Origin of the sequence: Pseudoalteromonas rubra, assembly GCF_005887115.1 — a bacterium.
Lineage (GTDB): Bacteria > Pseudomonadota > Gammaproteobacteria > Enterobacterales > Alteromonadaceae > Pseudoalteromonas > Pseudoalteromonas rubra_F.
On record NZ_PNCJ01000005.1, the window covers coordinates 115921 to 140862 of the forward strand.

The 24942-nt window shown below is 49.2% G+C and carries 19 protein-coding genes; 9 read left to right on the top strand and 10 right to left on the bottom strand.

Features of this window, described 5'->3' with window-relative positions; all coding sequences use genetic code 11:
• Positions 1–33: 33 nt before the first annotated feature.
• Together CWB98_RS01530 and CWB98_RS01535 are read right to left on the bottom strand one after the other, a co-directional pair.
• Entirely contained in the window at positions 34–498 is a 465-nt protein-coding gene (locus tag CWB98_RS01530) for a hypothetical protein (RefSeq protein WP_249364571.1), read from the bottom strand.
• Between the two features lie 98 nt (positions 499–596).
• A complete protein-coding gene (locus CWB98_RS01535) occupies positions 597–887 on the bottom strand; it encodes a hypothetical protein (protein ID WP_138543227.1) in 291 nt (96 codons plus the stop codon).
• Between the two features lie 405 nt (positions 888–1292).
• Here CWB98_RS01535 and CWB98_RS01540 point away from each other — a divergent pair, with 405 nt between their 5' ends.
• The gene (locus CWB98_RS01540; protein ID WP_138543228.1) at positions 1293–1889 is read left to right on the top strand and encodes a rod shape-determining protein MreB; all 597 of its coding nucleotides are present in this window, start codon (positions 1293–1295) and stop codon (positions 1887–1889) included.
• Positions 1890–2691: 802 nt separating this feature from the next.
• On the opposite strand, the gene CWB98_RS01545 is transcribed toward CWB98_RS01540, so the two are convergent.
• The gene (locus CWB98_RS01545; protein ID WP_138543229.1) at positions 2692–4356 is read right to left on the bottom strand and encodes a hypothetical protein; all 1665 of its coding nucleotides are present in this window, start codon (positions 4354–4356) and stop codon (positions 2692–2694) included.
• Positions 4357–4422: 66 nt separating this feature from the next.
• A complete protein-coding gene (locus tag CWB98_RS01550; RefSeq protein ID WP_138543230.1) occupies positions 4423–6372 on the bottom strand; it encodes an alkaline phosphatase PhoX in 1950 nt (649 codons plus the stop codon).
• A 251-nt stretch (positions 6373–6623) separates the two neighbouring features.
• Between CWB98_RS01550 and CWB98_RS01555 the strand changes: the two genes are divergently transcribed.
• Positions 6624–7178 (top strand): DUF6942 family protein, encoded by a 555-nt coding sequence (locus tag CWB98_RS01555; RefSeq protein WP_138543231.1) that lies wholly within the window; start codon positions 6624–6626, stop codon positions 7176–7178.
• On the opposite strand, the gene CWB98_RS01560 is transcribed toward CWB98_RS01555, so the two are convergent.
• From CWB98_RS01560 to CWB98_RS01575, 4 genes are read right to left on the bottom strand one after another with little or no spacing between them, the layout of a single operon-like run.
• Positions 7168–7833 (bottom strand): class I SAM-dependent methyltransferase, encoded by a 666-nt coding sequence (locus CWB98_RS01560; RefSeq protein ID WP_138543232.1) that lies wholly within the window; start codon positions 7831–7833, stop codon positions 7168–7170. The two genes, CWB98_RS01555 and CWB98_RS01560, sit on opposite strands and share 11 nt — an antisense overlap.
• A 9-nt stretch (positions 7834–7842) precedes the next feature.
• A complete protein-coding gene (locus tag CWB98_RS01565) occupies positions 7843–11499 on the bottom strand; it encodes an AAA family ATPase (RefSeq protein ID WP_138543233.1) in 3657 nt (1218 codons plus the stop codon).
• Positions 11496–12716, bottom strand: coding sequence for an exonuclease subunit SbcD (gene sbcD / locus CWB98_RS01570; protein ID WP_138543234.1), 1221 nt, complete (start codon positions 12714–12716; stop codon positions 11496–11498). The genes CWB98_RS01565 and sbcD overlap by 4 nt, the downstream gene beginning before the upstream one ends.
• Before the next feature lie 53 nt (positions 12717–12769).
• Positions 12770–13000, bottom strand: coding sequence for a hypothetical protein (locus CWB98_RS01575; RefSeq protein ID WP_054016402.1), 231 nt, complete (start codon positions 12998–13000; stop codon positions 12770–12772).
• A gap of 424 nt (positions 13001–13424) precedes the next feature.
• Here CWB98_RS01575 and CWB98_RS01580 point away from each other — a divergent pair, with 424 nt between their 5' ends.
• Entirely contained in the window at positions 13425–13919 is a 495-nt protein-coding gene (locus tag CWB98_RS01580) for a DUF6702 family protein (protein WP_138543235.1), read from the top strand.
• 342 nt (positions 13920–14261) lie between these two features.
• Here CWB98_RS01580 and CWB98_RS01585 read toward each other — a convergent pair whose 3' ends face one another.
• Positions 14262–15713 carry a metallophosphoesterase gene (locus CWB98_RS01585; RefSeq protein WP_138543236.1) on the bottom strand — a complete coding sequence of 484 codons (1452 nt, stop codon included), beginning with the start codon at positions 15711–15713 and terminating at the stop codon, positions 14262–14264.
• Between the two features lie 86 nt (positions 15714–15799).
• Positions 15800–16609 carry a substrate-binding periplasmic protein gene (locus CWB98_RS01590; protein ID WP_171045558.1) on the bottom strand — a complete coding sequence of 270 codons (810 nt, stop codon included), beginning with the start codon at positions 16607–16609 and terminating at the stop codon, positions 15800–15802.
• Positions 16610–16766: 157 nt separating this feature from the next.
• Between CWB98_RS01590 and CWB98_RS01595 the strand changes: the two genes are divergently transcribed.
• From CWB98_RS01595 to CWB98_RS01620, 6 genes are all read left to right on the top strand, one after another.
• A complete protein-coding gene (locus CWB98_RS01595; protein ID WP_138543238.1) occupies positions 16767–18344 on the top strand; it encodes an alkaline phosphatase D family protein in 1578 nt (525 codons plus the stop codon).
• 657 nt (positions 18345–19001) lie between these two features.
• Positions 19002–19451: an Hsp20 family protein gene (locus CWB98_RS01600; RefSeq protein ID WP_054017731.1), complete on the top strand. Its 450-nt coding sequence runs from the start codon at positions 19002–19004 to the stop codon at positions 19449–19451.
• A 174-nt stretch (positions 19452–19625) separates the two neighbouring features.
• Positions 19626–20873, top strand: coding sequence for a hypothetical protein (locus CWB98_RS01605; protein ID WP_138543239.1), 1248 nt, complete (start codon positions 19626–19628; stop codon positions 20871–20873).
• A 602-nt stretch (positions 20874–21475) separates the two neighbouring features.
• Complete coding sequence (locus tag CWB98_RS01610; protein ID WP_138543240.1) at positions 21476–21922, top strand: Hsp20 family protein; 447 nt, start codon at positions 21476–21478, stop codon at positions 21920–21922.
• A gap of 305 nt (positions 21923–22227) precedes the next feature.
• Positions 22228–23952, top strand: coding sequence for a cation:proton antiporter (locus tag CWB98_RS01615; protein WP_138543241.1), 1725 nt, complete (start codon positions 22228–22230; stop codon positions 23950–23952).
• Entirely contained in the window at positions 23939–24916 is a 978-nt protein-coding gene (locus CWB98_RS01620) for a universal stress protein (protein WP_138543242.1), read from the top strand. Before CWB98_RS01615 ends, CWB98_RS01620 begins: the two co-directional genes overlap by 14 nt.
• The last annotated feature ends 26 nt before the right edge of the window (positions 24917–24942 follow it).

Below are 24942 nucleotides of genomic sequence, written 5' to 3' on the forward strand. Positions count from 1 at the left end.
GGCGTATCCATCACTCGGATACGCCGCTTATCACTACCACAGCTCTCTGATCAGACTGATTTTTCCTTCTTTGAAACCAAATACGGCCAGCATCGGCTCCTGCTGTTTCCAGCTGCCATCAGCCTGGTTAACACCATAAGCATACTCTACAGCCATGTGATTTTTACCCGGGATAGTTCGTAATACCCGGATCTCGCGGTTGGTTGCACTATCGTAGCGACCAATTTCTAGGTTACGTAGAAATGCGCGTCGCCAGGCGAGTTTGTCAAAATTAGCCTGATATTCAATATGCTCGTATTTAACCTCGTCGTGCATCAGACCAATCAGGGCATCAATATCTGCAACCGTAGAGCCTTTATAAGAGACTGTATCCAGTGCATCAAAATACTGGTTCACTTTGCTCAGCTGACAATCAGTAGGGCAGTCAGCTTTCGCCTGTGCTCCCAGAGAAACCAAGCTAAAAAAGGCACAAGCCATTATTTTTCTTGTTGTTTTCATTTCATTTCCTTCAATTACCAAAGGCAACTATTACCCACACAACTCAGTTAGCCGTTTTATAAGGCCATTAGCGCCTGGTATATGCGTTCCAATCAAAGCTATTCACCCTCATTCGATTGTTCATAGCCATCAGTTATCGATGCCGGAGTACTCTGCTGTTCACTGTCTACTTGCTTCGCGATACTTAAGCCAGCCAGATATCCGACACTGGCACCTCCAATCCCAAATCCAAGCAGCCAGACCAGAGCGCTTTCAGTATCAGCCATGCTGGCAAACAGTACCAGGTAATACAGTCCTGCAGACGACAAGCCGATAACCAACGCCAAGATAAGCGGGAGTCGTTCAGCCCAAATAAACATCATAATTTTTATGTTTTTCTTTGTTTGCATATGACACTCCTGTAGCTACTTATCATATCGACTTCCGCGAATACCTTAGCATGTGAATACCTTGCTTCTCATCAAACCGACGCCTTCAGTTGTATTAACTTATGACAGATTGGCGAGTCTGATTGGCTAAATCTTCGTTCTAACCATCTAAAAAATAAGTAGTTATAAGTTAACCAGTGAGATTTTACGACATCAGCTATTCATCATTGTTTACATTTTTAGTGGTGGTTAGGGTATATAAACCTCTTTTTGACTCGTATGAATGTATTATTTTTCCTTCTATGAACACGCTATATAAGCGCTCATTAAAAGGGCGACTCAAGTGATTCACTGCTCACTCAAAGCCAAACCCATAAAACCTGTTTTGATGGTAATATAGAAGCCCAGCTCTACAAGGGTTTCAATATGTTGAAATGGACTCAAAAAAAGTTTGCACCGGTTTTATATGTGCAAATTTGGGAAGACAAGTTAAAAATCACCGATATCAAAACGAAGCAAATCTACGAAGATGTTCCCTTACTGGCATTACAATCGACAAAATCAGGCAAAAAAGTGATTGCAGCCATTGGTAAAGAGGCAAATGAGCTCACGTCACCTGACATTCAGGTCATTAACCCATTTTCTCATCCCAGGCTGTTATTTTCCGACTTCCATGTTGGAGAAAAAATTTTACAACATGCGTTTTCCACATTCTACAAAGGTAAATTTCTGCGACTAACGCCGAAAACAGTTATACACCCAATGGAAAAAATAGAAGGGGGGCTTACTATGATTGAAGTCAGGGCATTCAGAGAAGTAGCACTTGGGGCTGGCTCTGCCGATAGCAAAATTCATGTCGGATGCCCTTTATCAATTGCTCAGTTTGACTTTGACCAGGTTGAAGATATTGGTGGCATTAACAGCTCTCAGGCCAGACTTAAAAGCAGCGATGATATCGGGTTATGGCCGCTACTATGGGCAGTGCTATTTATCCTGGTCACAATGTATTTAGGGACACGCTGAGCAGGATAAATAAAAAATCCAGTCATCCAACTTTCAATTACACAGAACTGTTGCTCAGGCGTATTCAACTTTGAGGCTATATGTAAATTCGTGTTGTATGCCAATAGATCCCGTGTCGAGCACGGGATGATGATATTCAGACAGGTGCATCAAAGCAAGTTCAGAGCCCAGCTCGACAGTAATTTTTCAATGTATATTAAAGATATTGATAACTTATACGAGTGGTAATACGTCCCTGTAGGGGGCTCCCGGCTTTTCATCCATGAAAAGCGCTAAGTGAGCGGGGGCGCCGAGCCTGCGACGATTATCAATCGTCGTTCTCATGAGGTACGAATGGGCACACCTCCATGCCTCGCGTTCGCAGTGCGGGGACGCCGAGTCTGCGATGATTCTTAATCATCGGTTGCATAAGGTACGAGTGGGCACACGTCCCTGTAGGGGGCTTCCGGCTTTTCATCCATGAAAAGCGTTCGCAGCGCTGCGATGATAATTAATCATCGGTCGCATAAGGTACGAGTGGGCACACGTCCATGTGGAGGGCGCCCGGCTTTTCATCCATGAAAAGCGCTAAGTGAGCGGGGGCGCCGAGTCTGCGACGATTATCAATCGTCGTTCTCATAAGGTACGAGTGGGCACACGTCCATGTGGAGGGCTTCCGGCTTTTCATCCATGAAAAGCGTTCGCAGCGCTGCGATGATAATTAATCATCGGTCGCATAAGGTACGAGTGGGCACACGTCCATGTGGAGGGCGCCCGGCTCGGCGTCCATGCCTCGCGTTCGCAGCGCTGCGATGATTCTTAATCATCGGTCGCTGCTCACCCAATCAAGTTGCATGTCCCATTGGTGTTGATTTTCCTCTTTTAGCGGAGCCTGGGAGTCGTCTACTTGCTGCAGTACATTAGTTGCTTCAACCAGCGTTGCGTCGCGGCCGAACAGGTAGCTTTGCTCTTTAACTATGGTTCTGTACGCTTTGTTGAGTGCCAGTGCGCGCTCTTTCGAAGGGGTGATCAGCTCATACAGGTTATCTGCTGACTCGACTTTTTCTTTGTCTACCGTCCCATCTGCTTTAAACCACTTTTGCAGCATTTCTCGGTTCTGACGGAACTCGTCGCCACCACCGACTCGGTTCATATAAGTCAGGAATTCGCCGAGTGTTTCACCCTTGTTGGGGACATCTTTCATTTCTTTGAGGTTGATATAGCCCCAGCCGCGCGCGCCTTCTACTTTGCGGGCAAACGAGAAGGTCTGATCGTAGGTTGAACCTATGGTTTTGTGGCAACCATTACAAAATGCCAGCTCCTGCTTGTGCTGTGGTCTCAGGTTACCTTGTTTATCCTCAATGTAACCATTGATGGTCCAGCCAAAAGTGTTGTTGATACCCTGATCGCCCAGATACAGGGTTTGCGGCAAATTCTCAAACGCTTTTTCTTTAGCCTCACGGTAATATGAGGAGTTTAACGACTGACGCGTTTTAAACTTGTGCTTTTTCATGTAACGCACTTCTTTCATGCGCGGTGCGTTGTAAATGCCACCCTGTTCGTCCACACCAATGTAACGTACGGTATGCAGGAATTCGGTTTCCTGAGGGTAAAGCATATGCGCCAACGCATCTGTGGCATCCCCCACATAATGTGATTGCTTCGTGATCTCGTTGATTTCACTAAGCCGATTATCGCCATTTAAATCCTGGCCAATGCGTTGTTCTGAGATTGTTGGTGTTGAGATCTTATCCAGGCCTTTTAACGCCAGCTCAACCAGGCTCAGGTTTGCCAGGTACACGTCCTGATTATACACGCCGCCTTTTGAGCGAAACGCTTCGGGCAAACGGATCATCACATCACCCGTGGAGCCATTAGTAGGCCAAAACGTCGATGGGAAGGGTTTGTAGTTAAACGCCACCCAGCCACTGCCATCTTTGGCAAAACCCATTTCATCAAAGGCTTTTTCCGGGTAGGCCAGGTTTTCCAACGGGGTGATCTCACCTTGCCATTGCTTATCTTGTTTCAGCTTTTCTATAAACGGGGTGTAATTATCCTGATTGATCCATTCCATGATCTCTTTATCTGGCACGCCTGCGATCAAGTCAGTCCTGTCAACAAAGAGGTTTTTCCAGTGGTTTTTCAGGCCCAAATCAGAAAATTCATACACGCCCTGCAGATGGCCATCGCGCATCGCATTAGCTCTTTCTGGCTCCTCTTTATAAGATTGATGGCAGGCATAACACGGGTTATTTACACCATCGGTTTTAGTGTAACACTGAGGCGGTATCACCGACTCTGGGTTATAGACTTCATCGTGTTCCATGTAAGCGGTTGCCGGAATATCTTCACCTGGCTTATAAGGTGCAGCGCTATGCGTTGTCTGCGCAGCTATCAATTCAGCGGCTTGATTATGATGTTGTGATTCTTCGCAGCCGGTCAGTGCCAGGCCAGTGAGTACCGCCAGGCCGATTACTTGGTATTTCATTTTTATGACGCCCATTTTTAGATAAAAAAATGCGGTGCCACGAACGGGCACCGCTGAGTCTAGTTATTACTTAGATTTTGGATCGTACAACCACAAGGTGTTGTTTTCCTGGATACCATCTTCACCAATGATGATGCGGCCGTCCTGCATAACGATCACGTTATCTGGCTGAGAAAGCTGATTCACATCACATTTTTCTGCGCCTGTCAGGCTTGAACGATATGTACCACCCATCACAACTGGCTCAATGCGAGTCAGGTTGTAGCTGTTGTCGATGTGCGCACGGTAAACACCACCACAATCTTTAACACGGGCAGAAAGCTGAATATCACCTTCACCATCAATCATAGTTTTATCAATGTCAGCAACACCGATATACATGTAAGCCTGCTCAACCACTTCGCCTGGTACTCGGTCCTGACCTGTTACCGCTTCAACTACACGGTCATAGTTGATGCTGATCCCTTCCAGCTTACGCCATTCTGCCGTTGCGCCTAATTGTTTTGCCGCCTGGCGAGACTCAAGGAATGCGGCACGGTTATCCATAGGCTTACCCGCCGTAACCAGACCACCTCCCTCTGCAAGAGTTGGGTAAGTTGCTTTACCTTCAGCCCAGGCTTTTACGTCAGCCACAGACAGGTAGCTTGTTTGACCTGCAACGAAATCTTCAGTACCGATTTCATCGTACTCAGCAACCCAGGCTTCAATTTCTGCATTGGTACCAGACGCCAGCTCAACCCATTCAACATCAAAGCCAGTCACAGCAGGATCGTTCAGGCCTTTATCCTGCGTCAATTTCGCGCCATAAAGCGTACCTGAGCTCAGGTCTTTAGGCTGATCCGCAATAAACTTAAACAGTACGCCGCCGGTATCATCCTGAGAGGAGTACACAGTGCGCTCATCCGGCATCACTACTGAGTTTTCGTGCTCGTAACGACCGATGGTGAAATGCTTAACTACATCTGGTGTATCAGAAAGCGGGTTCTGAACTTCAGCAATATAGCCATAGCGATAAGGGTTAGGGAATTCAGGTGCAACAAGTGCTTCTATATTGTCATTACCCGCTTCAGCTGGATTATTCCACTCTGGATCCTGAGTAGAATCTTCTTCAGACCATACAATCCACTCTTCAGAAGTCAAAGGCGTCCCCCATGGAGAGACAGACCCAAAACAGTTCGCAGCCGTACCTTTAACAGCATCAAAGTCGAGCATCATGGCTTCTTCGATATTCCATGTACCCGCGTCGCTCTTACTCATTTTAAGGCGACTCATACCACCAGGGTATGATTCCCAGTTAGTAAACAAGTAACCTGTATTTTCTTCACCAGCACTTGGAATAAAGCCATTGAAGTCCGGGTTATCGTTTTCAATGATCTTGTCACCTGAAGTGATTCCGTAATGAACGCCTAAGCCGCCGGCCAGACCTTTTTCACCCAGGTCTGCATACATATCACCAGTCTGACCCAGAATCTGATATTGACCAATCGCAGTCATAACCGTTTGCATCTCGAGATCTGACGCAGGTACAGGTGAGCTCACAATATTGCGAGGCAACTCGTTGAAGTTAACACCTGTCAATACACCCACAGTACCGCCATTGTATGGGCGTCCGTTACCATCAACCAATGTGTTAGCATCGTTCGGGTGCTGTACATTAAAGAACAGATCGCCTTGCTCAGTCAGGAACAACCCTGTTACCTCAGCGCCAGCCGGCACAGTGGCGATACGAATTAGACCAGAGCCACCATTTTGGCCATCCTGTCCATTCGCACCATCCTGTCCATTCGCACCATCTTGGCCATCAGCACCATTTGTGCCGTCTGCACCATCATTACCTTTGGCGGCACTCGCACCATCTTTGCCATTAGTACCGTTAGTGCCTTGCTCTCCCTGAACACCTTGCTCACCCTGAACACCTTGCTCGCCCTGAGGGCCTTGTTTACCATCATCACCATCACAGGCGGTTAATGCCACTGTGACGGCTGCGGCGATCAACGAATATGCTATGCGCTTCATTAGTTACTCCGAGTTAGTTGCTACGATTGCTACAGTTATTGTTATAAAGCGCACAATAGGTTGGGCCGAACCGGTTACAGATACATTGCTTAAATATTAAGGTTTTCAGTCAGTTATAAGTCAAAGAAAAGACAACCTGGAAAGTTAGAGCGAAAGCTCAGTGTAAAGGGGGTTTACAGCTGATAACTCGAAAGAGCAGAACAAAAACAGATATAATACTCAGAGATTAGCAAATACCTTTTAGTGAGATCATGAATTTACCAACTTACGGATTTGGCGCAGAGCAGGGGTTACTGGCCATTTACATCGAACATCCGCCAGCACTTTCTGAGTTTCAAAAATTAAATAAAGTCATAGCCTTACAGGAAGGGGAAGTCGACTACATCAACCAGCAATGTGGTAATGGCTGGCGCAAAGTGTTTAATGTGTATGCCAAGTTTATAGCAGAACTCAGCCACCCAGATCACGATTTTACTAACCAATCAAAACACTATCCAAGCTGGCAAAAGTATCGGGATAAACGGCTGTTACAGCAGGGATGTCAGGAGGCTTTACTGTTTTCTGTGCCAGATTTGGCGGCAAATCGCTATGACTGGCACATCATAGCGGGGCGCACTTATGCAAAAGCTTTACTCCGAGATCATATTTTTACTAACTCTTTGCACTGGATAGATGAAGAATTTGCCATCGACCCCGTCAATAAGTTACTGATCTGCCCTTATTTGGATTATCGCCAGCTTAGTAATATAAAGATCTCAAAGCTGGCTGAGCTGATCCTGACGGAGCATGCCAAAGTTATTGTCTGACACAGCTTAAGCCACTGAATCCTAGCGCTTTAAAGAACATGTGAGCGGAAGAAAAACCGCTTTCATCCAGCAGCTCAGCCAGCCTGATCCTATCGAGTGGGTAAAATTCGTGCTCCAGGTTATGACGCATACGTTCTTCGCCGATGTGAGTCAGACCCATCGCGCGGCAGTGTTTCAGCTGAGACTCGCGTTCGAACTGGGTCTCGGGCCTCATCAGATCCGCCAGTAACAGCTGTTTTCCCGGCTTGAGGTTACTATGAATCGATTCCAGTAGTGCCAGCTTACCACCATCGTCTGCCACAAAATGCATCACCAGCAGACACAGTGCAACATCAGCCTGATACTGGCCCGGCACCAGCGGTCCAGCATGTATGGTCACACGTGATGACAATCCGCAGTTAGTAAAATTTTGATCTGCGATGACCAGCATATCGTCAGATACATCCTGGACAATGAATGTCCAGCTCGGATTACTCTCTGCCAGCTGCAGTACTTCTTTTCCGGTCCCGGCGCCCACAATCAGGATCTCAGCCTGCTCGGGTAATACTGTCTGTAACTGTGCCTGAACCAGCTCATGTAGCAACTGATAGCCTGGCACCAGGCGCTCAATACGACTGTCGTAATGAGTTGCTTCATCCTGCGTAAAACTGGGCATGAGGCCTCCTTATCGTTCGCTGATGGTGACTGACGAATAACCGCCGGCCTGTTTTTGTACTTTGATCTGCGTCGCAACGCGTTCGGTCATTTCGGCCACATGGGAGATCACACCCACTTTACGTCCCTGCGACTGCAAAGCATCAAGCGCATCCAGCGCCACACTGAGGGTGTGTGGATCCAAAGTGCCAAACCCTTCATCGATAAACAATGAATTAATCTGAACCTGATTTGATGACAGGGAAGCCAGGCCCAGCGCCAGTGCCAGTGACACTAAAAACGACTCCCCACCGGAGAGCGTGTTTACGCTGCGCTGTTCATCAGCCATATCCCGGTCAATAATGGCAATCTCCAGAGACTGACCTATCACCGTCAGACGGTAGCGATTACTCAGGCTGCAAAGATGGTGGTTTGCATACTGCAATAAGATCCGCAGCGTCTGCGCCTGAGCCAGATTACGCATGGTTTTACCCGTGGCATCACCGAGCAAGCGATTTAGCAAATGCCAGTGTTCATACTCAGCTTGCTGAGCCTGAAGTTGCTCATACTGTTCGGCCAGATACGTTTTATTGTCTTCGTGCTGTTTTAGCACAGCATTGATGCTGACCAACTTTGCCTGGCTTTCGTCTCGTTCCTGCTGCAACTGTGCCAGCCTTGCATTAAGCTGCTCCAGACTTTGCTCAGTTGCGGGGTGAGCGCGCAGTAGCAGAAGCTCTTCACTCAGGTGCGCATGCTTGCTTTGAGCACTCTGAAAGGCCTTATGCAGCTCTTCATACGTGTGCAACTGAGTTTGCCACTGCGTTTTATCCCATTGCAGCAGTGCCTCGACTTCGTCCTCAGTCAGTGTCTCAAATTGCGCTTTTACCTCAGTAAACCAAGTTTGATAACGTGCCTGGATTTTTTCGAGCGCTTCGTGCTGCTGTTGTTGCGACTGTTGTTTGTGTGCCAGTGTCAGTGCCTGAGACTCCTGTGCCTGACGCAACTCGGCTGCATGTTGTGTAGCCTGAGTGAGCGCCGCTTCAGCGCTTTGCTGCGCGTCCAGCAATGACTGGTGCCAGTTGTCTGCACTGATTTCAAGAGGTTGTATCGCAGTACGCTCCCGCGTCAGAGCATCACCTTGCTCAGCCAGTTGCTGACCTGAGCGCACCGCTTTTTCGAGTTGCACCTGTTTATCATCACGCTGTTGATCCAGGAGCTTCGCTTGTTGTTCATCGTTACTGACTTTTTGTTGTAGCTCTGCCAGTAATGCTTGCTGGCGCAGCCTCTGTTGCACCTGCTCAGCCAGCGTTGCTATAGCATCATCAGGTGCTTGTTCAAACTGCTGCCACCATAGCGACACTGGATATAACTGTTTTACCTCTGCTAAGGCATCGTGCTGTTCAGTTTGAATGTCTGTCAGCCTGCTCTGCGCATAAGCCAGCGACTGCTCGGCGCGTTCGATCTGGTTTTGCAACAATCGCAGCTGTTCTTCCTGTTGCTGTAATTCTCGCTGGCATATCTGTTGTTGTTGCCACAGCTGTTGCTGTTTCTTGCTCAGCTGACTGTAGGTGTGTAACTTTTGGTCCAGCCGGGCCAGATATGTCTGAGGGTCGTCTGTATCACGCAACTCTGCTGGCAGTTGCGCTAAAATATCTGCAACCTGAGCGAGCTTTCTGCTGAGTTGCGCTTCATGCTGAAGCGCGGCCTGTAGCTGACCATTACACTTTTCAGCCTGGCCTACCAAATCATGATACCGCTGCTGTGTCTGCTCACGGGCCTTTTCTGCGGCCTGATATTGCGATTCAAAATCGGCTATCAGCGTCTGCCAGTGACTGTCGATATGATCCACACCATAGGGATGCTCTGTAGAGCCACACACCATACATTCCTGACCAGCAACCAGCTGAGCTCTTAAGCTGCTGACACTGTCACTGGCCCGAAAGCGCACCTGCTGGAGATTCTCCTGAGTCAGTAACACGCGTTGTCTGGTCAGTTCGTCCTGCTGCTCTGTATCTTTGAGCTGCTGCTGCAGACTATGATGCTGGTGCCTCAGGCGGTCAATATGAACACGGTGTTCCCCCTGCTCCTGCTCCAGCTCTTTGCGCTGTTGCTGACTTTGTTGCGCCTGTAATAATTGAGTCCGCTGAAATTGCAACGTCTCATAATCGAGTCCGCTTAGCTCAGATTGAGTGGCACTCAAGCTAGCCTGAACATCTGTCAGCTGTTGCTTTAACTCAGCCAGTTTGGGTGTTAGCCCTTGCTGTGCCGCTCTGTCTTTATCAACACTGATCTGAGTTTGCTGTTGTTCAGCCATCAGTTTAAGGCGTTGCTGCTGACAGCTCTGCCAGTGTGTCAACGTATTACTGGTCTGCGACCAATGCGCACTCAAATGGGTAAGCTCAGGTTCGGCTTCACAGCAAAGCTGCAATTGCGTCATTTCCTGTCGGTCAGTCTTCAGTTGCGCACTTAATTTTTCACCGCGTTGAATCAAGGTATCGTACTGCGCTTGCAGTTCATTGAGCGCCGCAGTGCTTTGTGCCAGCAGCTGTTTATTGGCTTCGCGCTGTTGATCTAATTCACGCAAAGCATGCAGGGCCGGCGCGGCAGTCTGTACCTGCTGTTTTGCCTGTGTAAGTCGAGCCTGAGCATCTTGCTCGGCACTCTGTGCAGCGCGGATCTGCGGCGTGTAATCTTGCTGTTGCAGTGTGCTGATATCCACATCTAACTGTGTTAACCGGGCGGCAATTTCTCTGGCCTGAATCCGGTTGTCCGCTATCACTTCTACCGTCTGCGCACGCCTGGCTCTATTGTAGTCATCCTGTTGCTCCGCCAGACGCTGCTGATACTTTACCTGCTCTTGCTCGGCCTGATGGCACTGTTGAGTCAGCTTTTCACAGGTTTGATACCAGGAGATCCCTTGCTCAAGGTTTTTTTCTTCCTGTCGGGCATCCGCAATAGATGTCGTCAATCCGGCAGCTTTGGCCTGGTGCTCAGCAAGCACCTCATCACTGAGTAGCGTTACGTGATTCAGCGCCTGTTTACGCTGCTCCAGCGCGTCCTGTTTCGCTTTATGGTGTTCAAAAATTGCCTTACCTATCACACTGAACTTGGCCGTTCCGGTCAGGGTCTCCAGCAGCTGTGCCCGCTCATCACTGTTCGCTTTTAAAAAGGCGGCAAACTCATGCTGCGCAAGTAAGACTGCCCGGGAAAACTGCTCAAAGTTCAATCCCAGCAGTTGCTCCAGAAGCTGTTTGGCTTCGGTGGTTTTAGTGGCAAGTATGGTGTCATCACTTACTCGTACAACCTGGTGTTCAGCTTCTTTCACTCGCCCGTTGAGCTTATTGCGAGCACGGCTGACACGCCAGCTGGCGCGGTATTGTTCACCATCCTGACCACAAAAAGTCACTTCAGCCAGGGCACAGACACAACCACGACGCAATAGGTTACGCGGATCATTGAGCTTTAGCTCATCGCCATTAAGTAACACTTTGTTTTTGGCATCTGCTTTTAAGCGCGCCGTTTTACCATAGAGCGCCAGGCAAATGGCATCCAGCAGGGTGCTTTTACCTGCGCCGGTGTCTCCCGTGATGGCAAACAAGCCGGTATCTTTGAGCGGGGGTTGAGTAAAATCGATTTCAGCATCAGCCAGCGATGCCAGATTCTGTACTTGGATCCCTAATAACTTCATACTTCCTGCTCCTGCACACTGGCCAGTACCTGCATCAGGCAATTTTGCAACGCATCAGGAACCGGTTGCTCACTGTCAATGTGTGCCTCATACGCCAATTCCAATAAGCGCATAGGCTCAAGCTTCTCGACCTGACCCAAGTCTTCGAAGTAAGGGGTATCCATAGACTGTTGTGTTGTACTGATCCGCTCGATACCACAAAAGTGGACACGTTTGTCAGTCAGCGCCTGCTCAATCTTAATGCGGAACTGGCTATCCGTGTCACTGGCATTAAGTCGCAGTCTTAGGTAAGGCGTCGCTTCGGGCTTGTCTTGATAATCAGAGAGGTCCAGCTCACTTAGCAAATCAAGTAATTCATCCAAGGTGGCGCCGCCGCGCTCAGGGAGCAAAATAACCGGCTTAAGGCGAGGAACGTCAAGGGGCTTTACACCACTGAGGGCATTGTCGGAAAACTCCACCAGCAACACCTGATGTCGATAGTTGCGCTCCGAAAATGACATGGGTAAGGGTGTCCCACAGTATCGAATGGATTCACTGCCCGCAACTTTTTGTGCTTTATGCAAATGCCCCAGCGCCACATAATCGGGGCGCTCACCAAACACACTCGCAGTTATGGCATCGAATCCACCTATCGTGATGTTGCGCTCAGAGTCACCTGAAATACTGCCCCCTTTTGCATGTAAATGGCCCATAGCCAGAACCGGATGTTGGTCATCCAGGCTTTGATATGCAGCATGATAAGCACGCTCTACGCCCTGCTGATACGCCAGCGGGTCGTCGGGTTGGCTGTCCAGATCGGCACTGCGCAAAAAAGGCATGGCCACAACTTGTAAAGTGCCCTGTTCGGTTGCGAGGGTTTTGATCACATCCTGAGGATTATGCTTATCAAAGCGACCCACCACATGGGTATCAAACTGACTCAGTAACGGCTTGGCTGTTTCTATTCGATTAGCAGAATCATGATTGCCTGCAGTGATCACAATATGCAGGCCGGGGTTGCTCATTTTTACACGCTTTATGAACGTATATAGCTGCTGCTCTGCCATAGCGGAGGGCGTAGCACTATGATAGATATCGCCACTGACAATTAAAACATTGATTTGATAAGAGGTGAGTGTGTCGCACAGCCAGTCGAGAAAAAACTGATGTTCAGCGTGACGGCTGTGCTCGTAAAACTGTTGACCCAAATGCCAGTCGGATGTGTGTAAAACCTTCATGCAGCGTTCCTTAACCTTAATGTCGGTTAATATACACTGCTTAGGCGAAGAGGTTAATGGCTGAGTTGACGCCAGGCGTAAATCACGACAGGAATCACCAGTAACCAAAGTGCTCTTAGATAACGATTGTGTTTGCCATGTAATCGTTTCAGTGCCGATTTTTCGTTACACGCGGCCACTTTATCAACGTAAAAATAGCCGTTATCTAGATACTCTTTACAGTTCTGTTCGTCTGCCGGTATGGCAACGAGTTTCTCATGTTTTTTTAGTATGTAGAAATCCATACTGCTCACCACATTTTAAGCTAAACGGGTACTTAGTACAGAGCAAAACCAACGCCAGTTTTACTCGCCGATTGAAAAGTCCGCGATTTTACTGGGAATTTAGTTCCGATTTCAACCATTGAATTTGGCTTTTTTAATTTATTTGTAAAATAGAGACAATAAATTTGCAAAATGGGAACTTGGCACGAAAATTTATTGTCATTTTGACACACTGACCATGTCACTTTTACATGCCAAGAATGCAGACCTTATAAAGCCCTCAGCACTTTCATTCAATTGCATCACAAGCTTAACCAATGCAAAACTAAATGCGTTCACTGCATACTGATTATTTTAATCTGGATAACAAGGGCAGCAGTAAAATAACAATAATCGGAACCAATTCGCGATATGATAGAACCCAAAGACAACCAAGGGGGACCACATGAAGGATCGGCTGATTGCCGCACTGGCATTAATTTGGGCAAACACCGCAATAGCGCACCAGATAAAAGCCGCGATGACAACAGTACTGATTGACCCAAATAGTGAGCAGCTCGAACTCATGCATCGATTTTATTTGCACGATACAGAACATGCGGTTGAGAAACTATTTGGTGAAAAGGCTAACCTATTTCAAAACGCATCAGACAGAGCCCGCTTTGCCGAGTATGTGCATAATACTGTGGCGCTTAAAGATGAAAACGGTAGAACCATACCCCTTGCCTTGTACAGCGGTAGCATAGACGGACAGTTTTTCTGGGTCACCCAACGTGCACCCATGCCCGATGTGTTGAATCGCCTGCAAATGCGTCATGATGCGCTTAGGGATGTCTGGTCAGAACAGGTCAACATGGTCAACTTCAAAACACAGGACACGGTCCACACTTTGCACTTTAACGGCGCTGATGGCTGGTTGTGGGTGAATTTTTCTAAGTAACCAAGCATTTTTTAGCACCAATCGCGCTAAAGTAGGGGAGGATTTTTTCATCGAAAAAAACATGTTCCCTTTGAATACCAGTACAATCTCCCTTTCTACATTACGAAAGCATGACCCAGTCACAACCAGGTTTAATTTCAAGGTTAGTATTAATATCTGGCCAGTGTGCGGCGTCAGGGCAACCAGCATTTTGCACAGCTGGACCCGATCAACCTGGCGCCCGAGCTGACTTACCAGAGATGAGCATCAACCAAAACAAGGCGCTCACAACTGAGCTGGCAGTTGCTCTGATAAACAAGGCTTTTTTGTCGCCACGCTTTCATCCCGTGGCGACCTGTTATCTTAGCGTGCAATCTGACAAAGCGCTTTACCTTGCTCAGCCTGCTTGCTGCCACAATCCAGAAACACCTGACCCTGAGTGTTATAAAACTGTCCCTGCCATTGGTTGTCTTTTTCCAGCTTAATCGTGATATAACCGAATTCGCCCTGAGTATTGCCTTGTGCTCGCTTGCCATCAATCTGAGCACTGAACCCGCTATTTGCGCCGGTTGAACTCAGGCTGACGCCACTGTTACCGACCACCAACTGAGGCGGACGGCCGCTACCCTTGCCAAAAGCCAGAGACTGGTAAATATGCATATGCCCCGACAGGGACAAGCTGACCTCGGGCGGCAACTGCTGTGACAGGGTGGTTTTTAATGCTGTTTGCAGCATATCCGTAATCGAGGGTGTGCCAACCGGCCCGCTTTGTCCCCACAGCGGTCTGTGCGTCATCATCCATAACGGGGTTTTGACCCGCGACGCGAGGTGTTGTAATTGCGAATACTGGTCGCGATACTGGCGCGTAAGGGTTTGCGGCGAGCGTGAGTCGCAGGCATTGGCCGAATCCATCACCCACAAAGCCAGAGAGTCCAGTTCAAGCAGGTAAGGGTCTATCATCACAATATGCTCGCTTGCCTCACTGGGCGGCTGGCTGAACTCGCCCTGATAAGGACAAGACAGCTGTGCAATGCCGCCGGGTAAGTCTGAACCTGGTCCCAGAAAATAAAACCAGCCCGGACCTGCGCGGCTGCATAGTTCATGATTGCCTCGGGCAAATACCCAGGGAGCGCTGGCCAGCAAAGACTTAGCGGGGGCGAATAAATCGGCATACCAGCTCTGCCAGGTATCTGGCTTTGGACTGCCGCTGGCATTTTGCGAGTAATAGGTTTCGGTTAGACCGCATGAAGGGCCACCATAGCCGCCATCTCCCGCATCATAAGCATAAATGTCTTTGCTGATACTGCCTGACGTACCGCGATAGTTGAAGTCTCCCATATGCAGGATTAACTGCTTAGTTTGCTGTGCTCCAAGCTCTGCTAGTTGAGCAAAAGGCTGTGCAGCACTTGCCCCTTCACACACAGAGCTTTTACAGCCCGAATCACCAAACACCTGGACATGCTCTGGTGCCAGGGTAACTGGCGCCAGTTCAATATCACCAAAAGAGAGGCGATACTGAGTATCCGGATTGATCACGGCTTCACAGACCGTCACCGGAAAATTATCTGGATCCGGATTTAATCGTCTGGCCCGGGCTTTTATCGCCTCCCCACCTGAGGGCAGCAATTGCGGGCATTGCTGATCTGTGATGTGTGCACCATCGACTATGGCTCTGGCATAGATTTGCACATCACCTTTTTGCGTGGGCGCGAGCATGGTATAAGCAGCATAGACTTGCGGGTCATTAGCGGCACTGTCTGCAGTGCCCATACACCCTGAGAGTAAAACAAACAAAGGGAGAATATGTTTGCGCATTGTTTTTCCTTTATTGCGGCTCCGTTAGCTCCCTTAGTGTAGACCACATTAAGGCGGTAATTATATTACCGCCTGTTTCAGTTAGTTTAGCGAGGTACATTATGGTGTGTGTAGCGCTCCACCAGTTGGTCGATACCAGGGCGCAATCTTTCTATCACCCCATTAAAACGTGCCAGTTGTACCGCATCAAACAACCCCTTGCGCAACAAAAAGTGAACCTGATTGTTGTGGACCGGATAGTCCCATATATAGACGTTCTTTATGCCAAGTTTACGCGCCATAAACCGCCCAAGGATCTCGTCTTCAACAATGAAATCGACGCGCTGTTTAGCCAGCATCTCGACACGCTGAGTGCTGCCAGAAATCCCCACCAGCAGATGCCCAAAACTGGGGCTTTCGGCGAGGTTTTTAAGCTCTTCGCCATAGTAAGAGCCAATACTTAAACCTATCCGGTACCCCAGACGCAACAGCGCTTTTAAATCTATGGCCATACGAGGCTGACGAAGAGAAAAGAGCCGCATTTTTTCCCACCGATAGGGGGCTGAAAACACCCCCAATTCGGCACGCTCCTGCACATAGCTAACCATCAGCAATACATCGACGGTTCCCTTACCCAGTTGATCTAAACTACGGGCAGATGTGGGCAGACGCAAAAAGCGCGGACAGATATTCAGTTCGGCAAACACTTTGCGGGCAATCTCTACATCCAGCCCATATGCACCGCGCTCATCAACAGCAGTAAGCGGCGGCCAGTCTGCAACAACACCAATTTTCACTTCGCTGGCACATGACTGCTGCGCATGAACCTGCGACCCATAAAACACCCCCCCCAAAACAAGAAAGCACCACACTCTGAGATACAACCTGATACCAATCACTCTCGCCTGCTTATTCACTGACCTTGGTCTTTTAGTTATAGCCATTATCGCGGCAGTTTTAAATCAAAGGGGCAAGTTTGGCCGCAATGCGTATTCAATGTAATATTTTTGTTATATAAAATTAACACAAACGCGTTTAAATACCGCCCAAAAATGATAATTAGAGTATTTACTTATGAGCCTATCCCGTCGCGAATTCTTTAAAACCAGTATGATGCTGTCCACCGTTCCCCTCACTCTGGGATTGAGTGGCTGTACCTTTTCCCAAAGTCCATTCAGCCATGGTGTAGCCAGTGGCGACCCGTTAGATGATCGGGTGATCTTATGGACCCGCATTACCATTCCGCCCGAGGTGCAGGAGCGGGTTGATATGGCCACGCTCAGCGTCAAAGTGCTCTGGCAGGTCTCAGAAGATCCGCAGTTTTCTGAACTTGTTGCAGAGGGCTTTGAGATCACCGACGGACAGCGCGATTTCACCGTTAAGGTTGATGCCAGCGGACTTGCACCCGATACCCGCTATTATTATCGCTTTATCATCGATGAGCTGGATAAGCCCATCACCTCGCCGACAGGGCGCACCAAAACTCTGCCGGCCTACGATGTTAGCCAGGTAAAACTGGCCATGACGTCGTGCTCGCACTTTAGCTATGGGTATTTTAATGTGTATGCCCGCATCTCAGAAATTGACGACCTGGATGCGGTGCTACACCTGGGTGACTACTTGTACGAATACGGTAATAAAGATGTCTACCGTAATCCGTTCCTTTGGAACCGCAAAGTTCAGCCAGCTCACGAAATGGTGACGCTGGACGACTACCGGATTCGCCATGCCTGCTATAAAACCGACGAAGATCTGCAAACCCTGCATCAGACCCACCCGATGATCTGTATCTGGGATGACCATGAATTTACCAACGACACCTGGTCGGGCGGGGCAGAAAACCACAATGACGACGAGGGCGACTGGCAAACCCGTAAAGCCGCCGCAATTAAAGCCTATTATGAGTGGATGCCGATCCGTGAACCGAGTGACAACAACCGAGAGCGATCGTATCGCCGCTTCCAGTTTGGATCTTTGCTGGATCTGAATATGCTCGACACCCGTTTGATCGGCCGCGATCAGCAAGTTGAGATCAAAGATCCGGCGCGCCTGGATGAGTCACGCACTTTGCTGGGCTACGAACAGGAACAGTGGCTGTACGACAACCTGTTTGAGGCCAAGCAAAACGGCGTGCAGTGGAAGCTGCTGGGCCAACAGGTACAGATGATGCAAATTCAGATGCTGGGCAAACCCATCAATGGCGACGCCTGGGATGGTTACCCGGCTGCACGTCATCGTTTACTTGATTTTATTGAACAAAACCAGATAGATAACGTGGTATTCTTAACCGGAGATGTGCACTCTTCGTGGGCCGCAAACATCTGTAAAAACCCCTATGACTGGCACGAATACAACCGCTTTACCCACGAAGGGGCCATTGCGGTAGAGATCGTCACCTCGTCGGTCACGTCACCATCAATTCCGGTGCCGGGCCTGCAACAGCTGGTAGGCGATGTTGGTAAAATTCTGATCCCGGAGAATCCCCACATCCGCTATATCGACCTGGCCAATCGCGGTTTTGTAACCCTGGACATCACTCAGGATGAACTAAACGCCAGCTGGCACCACGTGCCGTTCGTCGGCTTTAAGAATGATCAGTCGCACATTGGCAAGCGCTTTACCGTCAAGGCCGGCAAAGCCAAGCTGGTTTAATCGCATCACAAGTGGCACTTTTGCGTTATCAGGTAGCATCAGTGCCACTTTGTGGCCTTATCCGGCTTTGCGCCTGAGTCATATACTACCAAGCGACGCATGCTTCACGTTCCACTTGCTGGTATGGCAGTGTATTCAAGTAGATCCCGCATCAAGTGCGGATGACTGGTTGTGTTTGCTAGTTTGTGCGTTACTCGCTTAGTCCCCATGCACGATAAATGGCAGTTGTGTCTTAAGTAAGGCTTTATTGAACCTTTGGCAAATTCATATTTTCACTCAACTTTACTCACATCTCCGTCATTCCGGCCTCACCTTCGTCATCCAGGTCTCACCTTCGTCATCCCGGCCTTGAGCCGGGAACCACCGACAGCAAAACGGTGACTGACCGGAGCAAAGCTCCAAAACAAAAAACAAAAAACAAAAAAAACTAAAAATCATAGACATACAACAAACCTCAAACTTTTTTCAAAAAACTTCCTTGAAAAGCGTTTACCCCGGCCATAGATAGGTTTGTGAGGACGCCGGAAGGGTCTCAAACCAAACTAAGACTTTGTTTTAAAAGTCTTTATTGAAGTAATGTTAGAATTAAAAATCCGCTGTTTACTGGTTTATTGCAAAGAGTAAATGGCTTAATTATCGCTTTATGAGGATATGATTATGCGTACAGTAGATTTATCACCCCTTTATCGTTCATTCATCGGCTTTGACCACCTGGCATCTATGATGGATGCGGCGCAGCGTAGCAGCGAGAAACAACCAAGCTATCCGCCATACAACATCGAAGCCTTAGCTGAAGATAAATACCAAATTACCATGGCGGTGGCCGGCTTTACGGAGCAGGAGTTGTCGCTTGAATCGGAAAATAACACGCTGACCGTCAAGGGCGAGAAGCAAAACAAAGAAGACAAAACCGACCGTAAGTTTATTCACCAGGGCATTGCCGAGCGCAACTTTGAGCGCAAATTCCAGCTGGGCGACCACGTAAAAGTGATAGGCGCAGAGCTTGAGAACGGCTTGTTATTGATTGACCTGGAGCGCGAAGTACCGGAAGCGTTAAAGCCAAGAAAAATTGAGATTGGCACCGGTAAGTTGCTAGAGAGCAAATAAAACACTCACTCCCTTTTCCTTGTATTACATTGTTGAATTCCCACTCGCCGCCCGCAAGGGCGGCTTTTTTGTATGTTGTATCAGTAGCACCACACTCTGTAAGCATGTGTAACTGGCACACCGTGAAATGTGTTCCATACTTGCTCTCGGAAACCATAATCCGGGAGGATAATTATGCTGGACTCAACCCCACAAACCACCAAACAAGACACCACCTTTGTGCAAAGCTATGGCATACACACGGGCTTTGTACCACGCTCTCAACTGATAAAGAAAAACTGGATGCTTGCAGGCGATGACTATGCCAAATTGCAGGGACACTGGCACGATAACGCGCTTACTGCCATTTATGGCAACTATTTTGTGGTAGAAAAAATTAACGGCGTTGAGGTTAGCGATGCCCAGGCACTGGCTACACTTGAGGAGTTGAGCCGGGTAACACTGGCGCAGCAAATTGGCCCGCAGTATAGCAATAACATCAGCTTTTTTGCCTCTGACCGCAGTGTCGGCTGGGAATACCCCATACTCACCCCAGCACAGGCCAAAGAGATCAGCACCAGCCTGGATGTAATAGCCTACAACAAGGTACTGCGCTATGCGTTTGCCTCAGCTTATGCGTACAGTCTGGAACCCGGTGGCACCTTTGCTTACAATGATGAACCGCTATACCAGAAGTTAATGCTTACCAATGGTAAACTCGAGATCATAGATACATTACTGAATGTAGACGGCGTCTATGCCTTTGCCGTTAAAGTACCCGCCATTGCCTCTGAAGGCCTAGAAGAAGAAGTGATCATTGCCTACAAGGGCACCAACCCCTTTAACACCGGCGACCTGTACGAAGACGTTAAACTGTTTTTTGCCAACCTGGCCGAAACCGACATCGCCTGGCAGCGCACCGCCTTTGAATTTTGCCAGCGCATTTTGGAACAATATCCAGCCAATCAGGCATCTGTTGCGCCTGGTTATCAGGTACCCGAAGCGTCAACCAGCCACAATGTAGTTTTAACTGGCCACAGCCTGGGCGGTTATACGGCAGTCGACTCCGGCGTGCGCACTGGCATTCAGACCCGGGTTTTTGCTTCCCCCGGCACTAAGATCATCGACACTTACGCCCGTTATTTCGCCAACACCATGCGTCTGCGTAATGTGATCAACTTCCGCACCGACTATGACCCCATTTCGTCCTCAGCGCTGCGCCACGATGAAAACGAAGTCGAATTCCCGGCTTTCCCGGGCAACAACCTGTTTGTGAATCATTCGCTGGAAAATATGATCAAGGAGCGTCTGATCCCGCTCTACCACAACTGGCAAGACCCAACAGCTCGCCCAAGCCAGCTATTCATCACCCCGGACGCCAGCACAGGCGCAGGCCTAAAATCCCGCACAAATGTTTGGGGGTCCACTACAAAAGGCGATTAAGTATCGCCTTTTGTCAGTGGACGCGAGCCCCGGACGGGCGAGCCGGACCTGCACTACAAGGACGTACTTTACTCATAACCTACCCTAAACCGACGATTAAGTATCGTCGCAGGCTCGGCGTCCCCGCTTGAGGAGATGAGCGCATGGACCTACATGGACGTAGGGAAGTAGAACAATGCAGGAGCATATTGTCGAGATGCGCGATGGACGCAACTACAGGGACGTACTTCACGCCTGCACCAACCCTAAGCATTCGCGTTGCTTTTAATCAGACCCCGGCTCGCTGACCGGGGTGACGGTGTGTGTATCTCGAGCACAAATGGGCGCAACTCAGGTGTTGCATGTCCAGTTCAAAGCTAAAAAACAAAACCAATTAAAATCAGATAGATAGGAGAGATCTCAAACTTTTTTCAAAAAACTTCCTTGAAAAGCGTTTACCCCGGCCATAGATAGGTTTGTGAGGACGCCGGAAGGGTCTCAAACCAAACTAAGACTTTGTTTTAAAAGTCTTTATTTAAGTAACATTAGAATTAAAAACCCGCTGTTTACTGGTTTATTGCAAAGAGTAAATGGCTTAATTATCGCTTTATGAGGATACGATTATGCGTACAGTAGATTTATCACCCCTTTACCGTTCATTCATCGGCTTTGACCACCTGGCATCTATGATGGATGCGGCGCAGCGTAGCAGCGAGAAACAACCAAGCTACCCGCCATACAACATCGAAGCGTTAGCTGAAGACAAGTACCAAATTACCATGGCGGTGGCCGGCTTTACGGAGCAGGAGCTATCGCTTGAGTCGGAAAATAACACGCTGACCGTTAAAGGCGAGAAGCAAAACAAAGAAGACAAAACCGACCGTAAGTTTATTCACCAGGGCATTGCCGAGCGCAACTTTGAGCGCAAATTCCAGCTGGGCGACCACGTCAAAGTGATTGGCGCAGAGCTTGAGAATGGCTTGTTACTGATTGACCTGGAGCGCGAAGTACCGGAAGCGTTAAAGCCAAGAAAAATTGAGATTGGCACCGGAAAACTAATTGAAGGCTAACACCTGAAGAGTAGTAATTACTCACCCTTTTTTCCTTGTATTACATTGTTAATTTCCCATCAGCCGCCCGAGAGGGCGGCTTTTTTGTGTCTGCTAATTACGCGACACTTCGAGTATAACTGCCTATAAATACGGTAAATTCATACTATAAAACGCATGCCACGGCGTCTTTTCGCTGCTATTTTGATGTAGAACATGGTCAGCGACGATCCACAGAACTTAGATTGATTTTTGCGTAGGGAGTTGTGATGCTGGCGACCACTAAGGTAAAGCTGTAAGCCATTGAACGTGAAGAAGGAGGTGCAATGCTCGACCTAAGTTTTATCCATCTGTCGGCTTTTTATGAGCTCACTGCGCTGGTGGTATTGGCCGCCACGTTGGGGTTTATTGGCGTGTTACTTCGCCAGCCCATGATTGTGAGCTTTATTGCCGTGGGGGTGGTTGCCGGGCCTTCGGCTTTAAACATCGTTCAGTCTCATGAACACATTGAGCTGCTGGCCGAACTGGGCATTGCAGTATTGTTATTCCTGGTAGGCCTTAAGCTCGATCTGAAACTCATTCGTACACTTGGGCCGGTGGCACTGGCTACCGGGCTGGGGCAGGTTGCATTTACCTCCGCCATTGGCTTTTTACTCGGTAAAATGCTGGGGCTGGATACCGTTACCTCCTTGTATGTTGCCGTTGCGCTGACCTTTTCCAGTACTATTATTATCGTCAAACTGCTGTCGGATAAACGCGAAGTAGACTCTCTCCATGGGCGTATCGCCGTGGGCTTTTTGATAGTCCAGGACTTAGTGGTGGTGCTGGCGATGATGGTGCTCTCAGCCCTGGGCATAGGCGCACAGTCGGGTGGCACACACTCGGCGCTGGCGCAAATAGGCAGCGTAATGCTGTATGGGTTGATCATGCTTGCGTTCGTGCTGGTGTTTATCCGTTATATGGCCACTCCACTGGTCAGCCGCATCGCCCGCTCTAAGGAATTATTGATCACCTTTGCCATCGGCTGGGCGACGTTACTGGCGGCAATTGGCAGCCAGCTGGGCTTTAGTAAAGAGCTGGGCGGCTTGCTGGCAGGAATATCTTTGGCATCTACTCCATTCAGAGAGGCCATTGTTGCGCGCCTTGCCTCGCTGCGCGACTTTCTGCTGCTGTTTTTCTTTATTGCCTTGGGCACCCAACTGGATCTGAGCCTACTTGGCTCTCAGGTGTTCCCGGCGCTGATATTGTCGCTGTTTGTACTCATTGGTAACCCTATCATTGTGATGGTGATCATGGGGCTGATGGGCTATCGCAAACGCACCGGCTTTCTGGCCGGGTTAACCGTGGCGCAGATCAGTGAGTTTTCTCTTATTTTGATGGCCATGGGATTGACGCTTGGCCATGTTTCGGCCGACTCTCTGGGGCTGGTCACGCTGGTGGGACTTATTACCATTGCCATGTCGGTGTATATGATCACTTACTCTCATGGATTGTATAACAAGCTGGAGCGCTGGCTGGGCGTGTTTGAGCGCGAAAAACCATTCCGAGAAGAAACGCTCGAAAGCCAGCCATCATCAGAGCAAGCCTATGATGTGATCCTGTTTGGGCTTGGCCGCTACGGCAAGGCGCTGGCCCACTACCTGCAAAAAGAAGGCTTCAAGTTGCTGGCAGTAGACTTTAACCCCGACGAAGTCAGGCGCTGGCGTAACGACGGCCACTTAGTGATGTATGGCGATGCCAGCGATCCGGCGTTTGTGAACGACCTGCCGCTGCAGGGCGTAAAGTGGGTGGTGTCGGCCATGCCACAGCATGATTTGGGCGTAACCCATGAAGATCCGCGCCTGGCACTGATAGACGGCCTGAAACAACAACACTATAGCGGCGGCATTGCCATTTCTACCCAGCACCAGCACGACCAGCCACTGCTGGAAGAAAAAGGCGCTACACTGGTACTGATGCCATTTCATGATGCCGCCGAGCGGGCGGTAGAGCGGGTAAAGGCGGCAACACCAGCCAGCGCCCAGTTAGAGGTAAATAATGAGACGATTTAACAAGATATTATGTGTGGTGGACCCGGAAGCAACCATGGACACCGCTGTGGTGCAAACCCTCAAGCTGGCGCGCGATAACCAGGCCGACGTTACCTTTATCTCGGTATTAAAGGAGGCCAAGCACTGGCGCGCCTTCTTTACCAGCAAAGAAGAGTACGCCAGCCAGCTAGAAGAGCTGATCGCCAATAAGCGGGCCGCCATTGAAGCCAAGATCAAAGCGCTGGACTCAAACCAGGATCCCGCCATCATAGTGTGCACCGGGATCGGCTTTATTGAGATCATCAAGCGCGCGGTGGATGATCAGTACGACCTGGTGGTCAAATGCGCCGAAGACGCAGACTGGATGGATCGCATGCTGGGCAGTGAAGACATGCACTTACTACGTAAATGCCCCTGTCCGGTGCTGATGCTTAAACCCGGCCAGCTCGATGCCTTTGGTAAAATTCTGGCTACGGTCGACGTGAACGACAGCTTCAGAGAGCTGGATGATGAACAGGTGCAGGACAAACTCAATCAGGCCGTGATGGAGTACAGCGTATCGTTAAGCCTGCCTGAGCTGTCTGAGCTGCATGTGGGCAGCGCCTGGGATGCTTATGCCGAAGACTGGCTGCGCTACGGCACCTTTGCACATCAGTCGGACGAACAGGTGGATGACTATGTAGAGCAGGGGCGCAGAGACTGTGCCACTAAGCTGGCCCGGCTGGTGACAAAAATGGACGCACTGTTTGACAAGTCAGCCGTTCAGTACCTTCAACCCAAACTACACCAGGTCAAAGGCAAAGCCAGCAAAGAGATCCCCCTGCTGGCCCAAAAACACCAGATTGACTTAATCGTGATGGGCACCGTAGGGCGTGTCGGTATTCCGGGTTTGATAATCGGCAACACCGCCGAGTCCATTCTGGAACAAACCCAGTGCTCGGTACTGGCCATTAAACCTAAAGGTTTCCAGACCCCAATTAAATAACCCGCGAGGGTGACCCACAGGTCCAC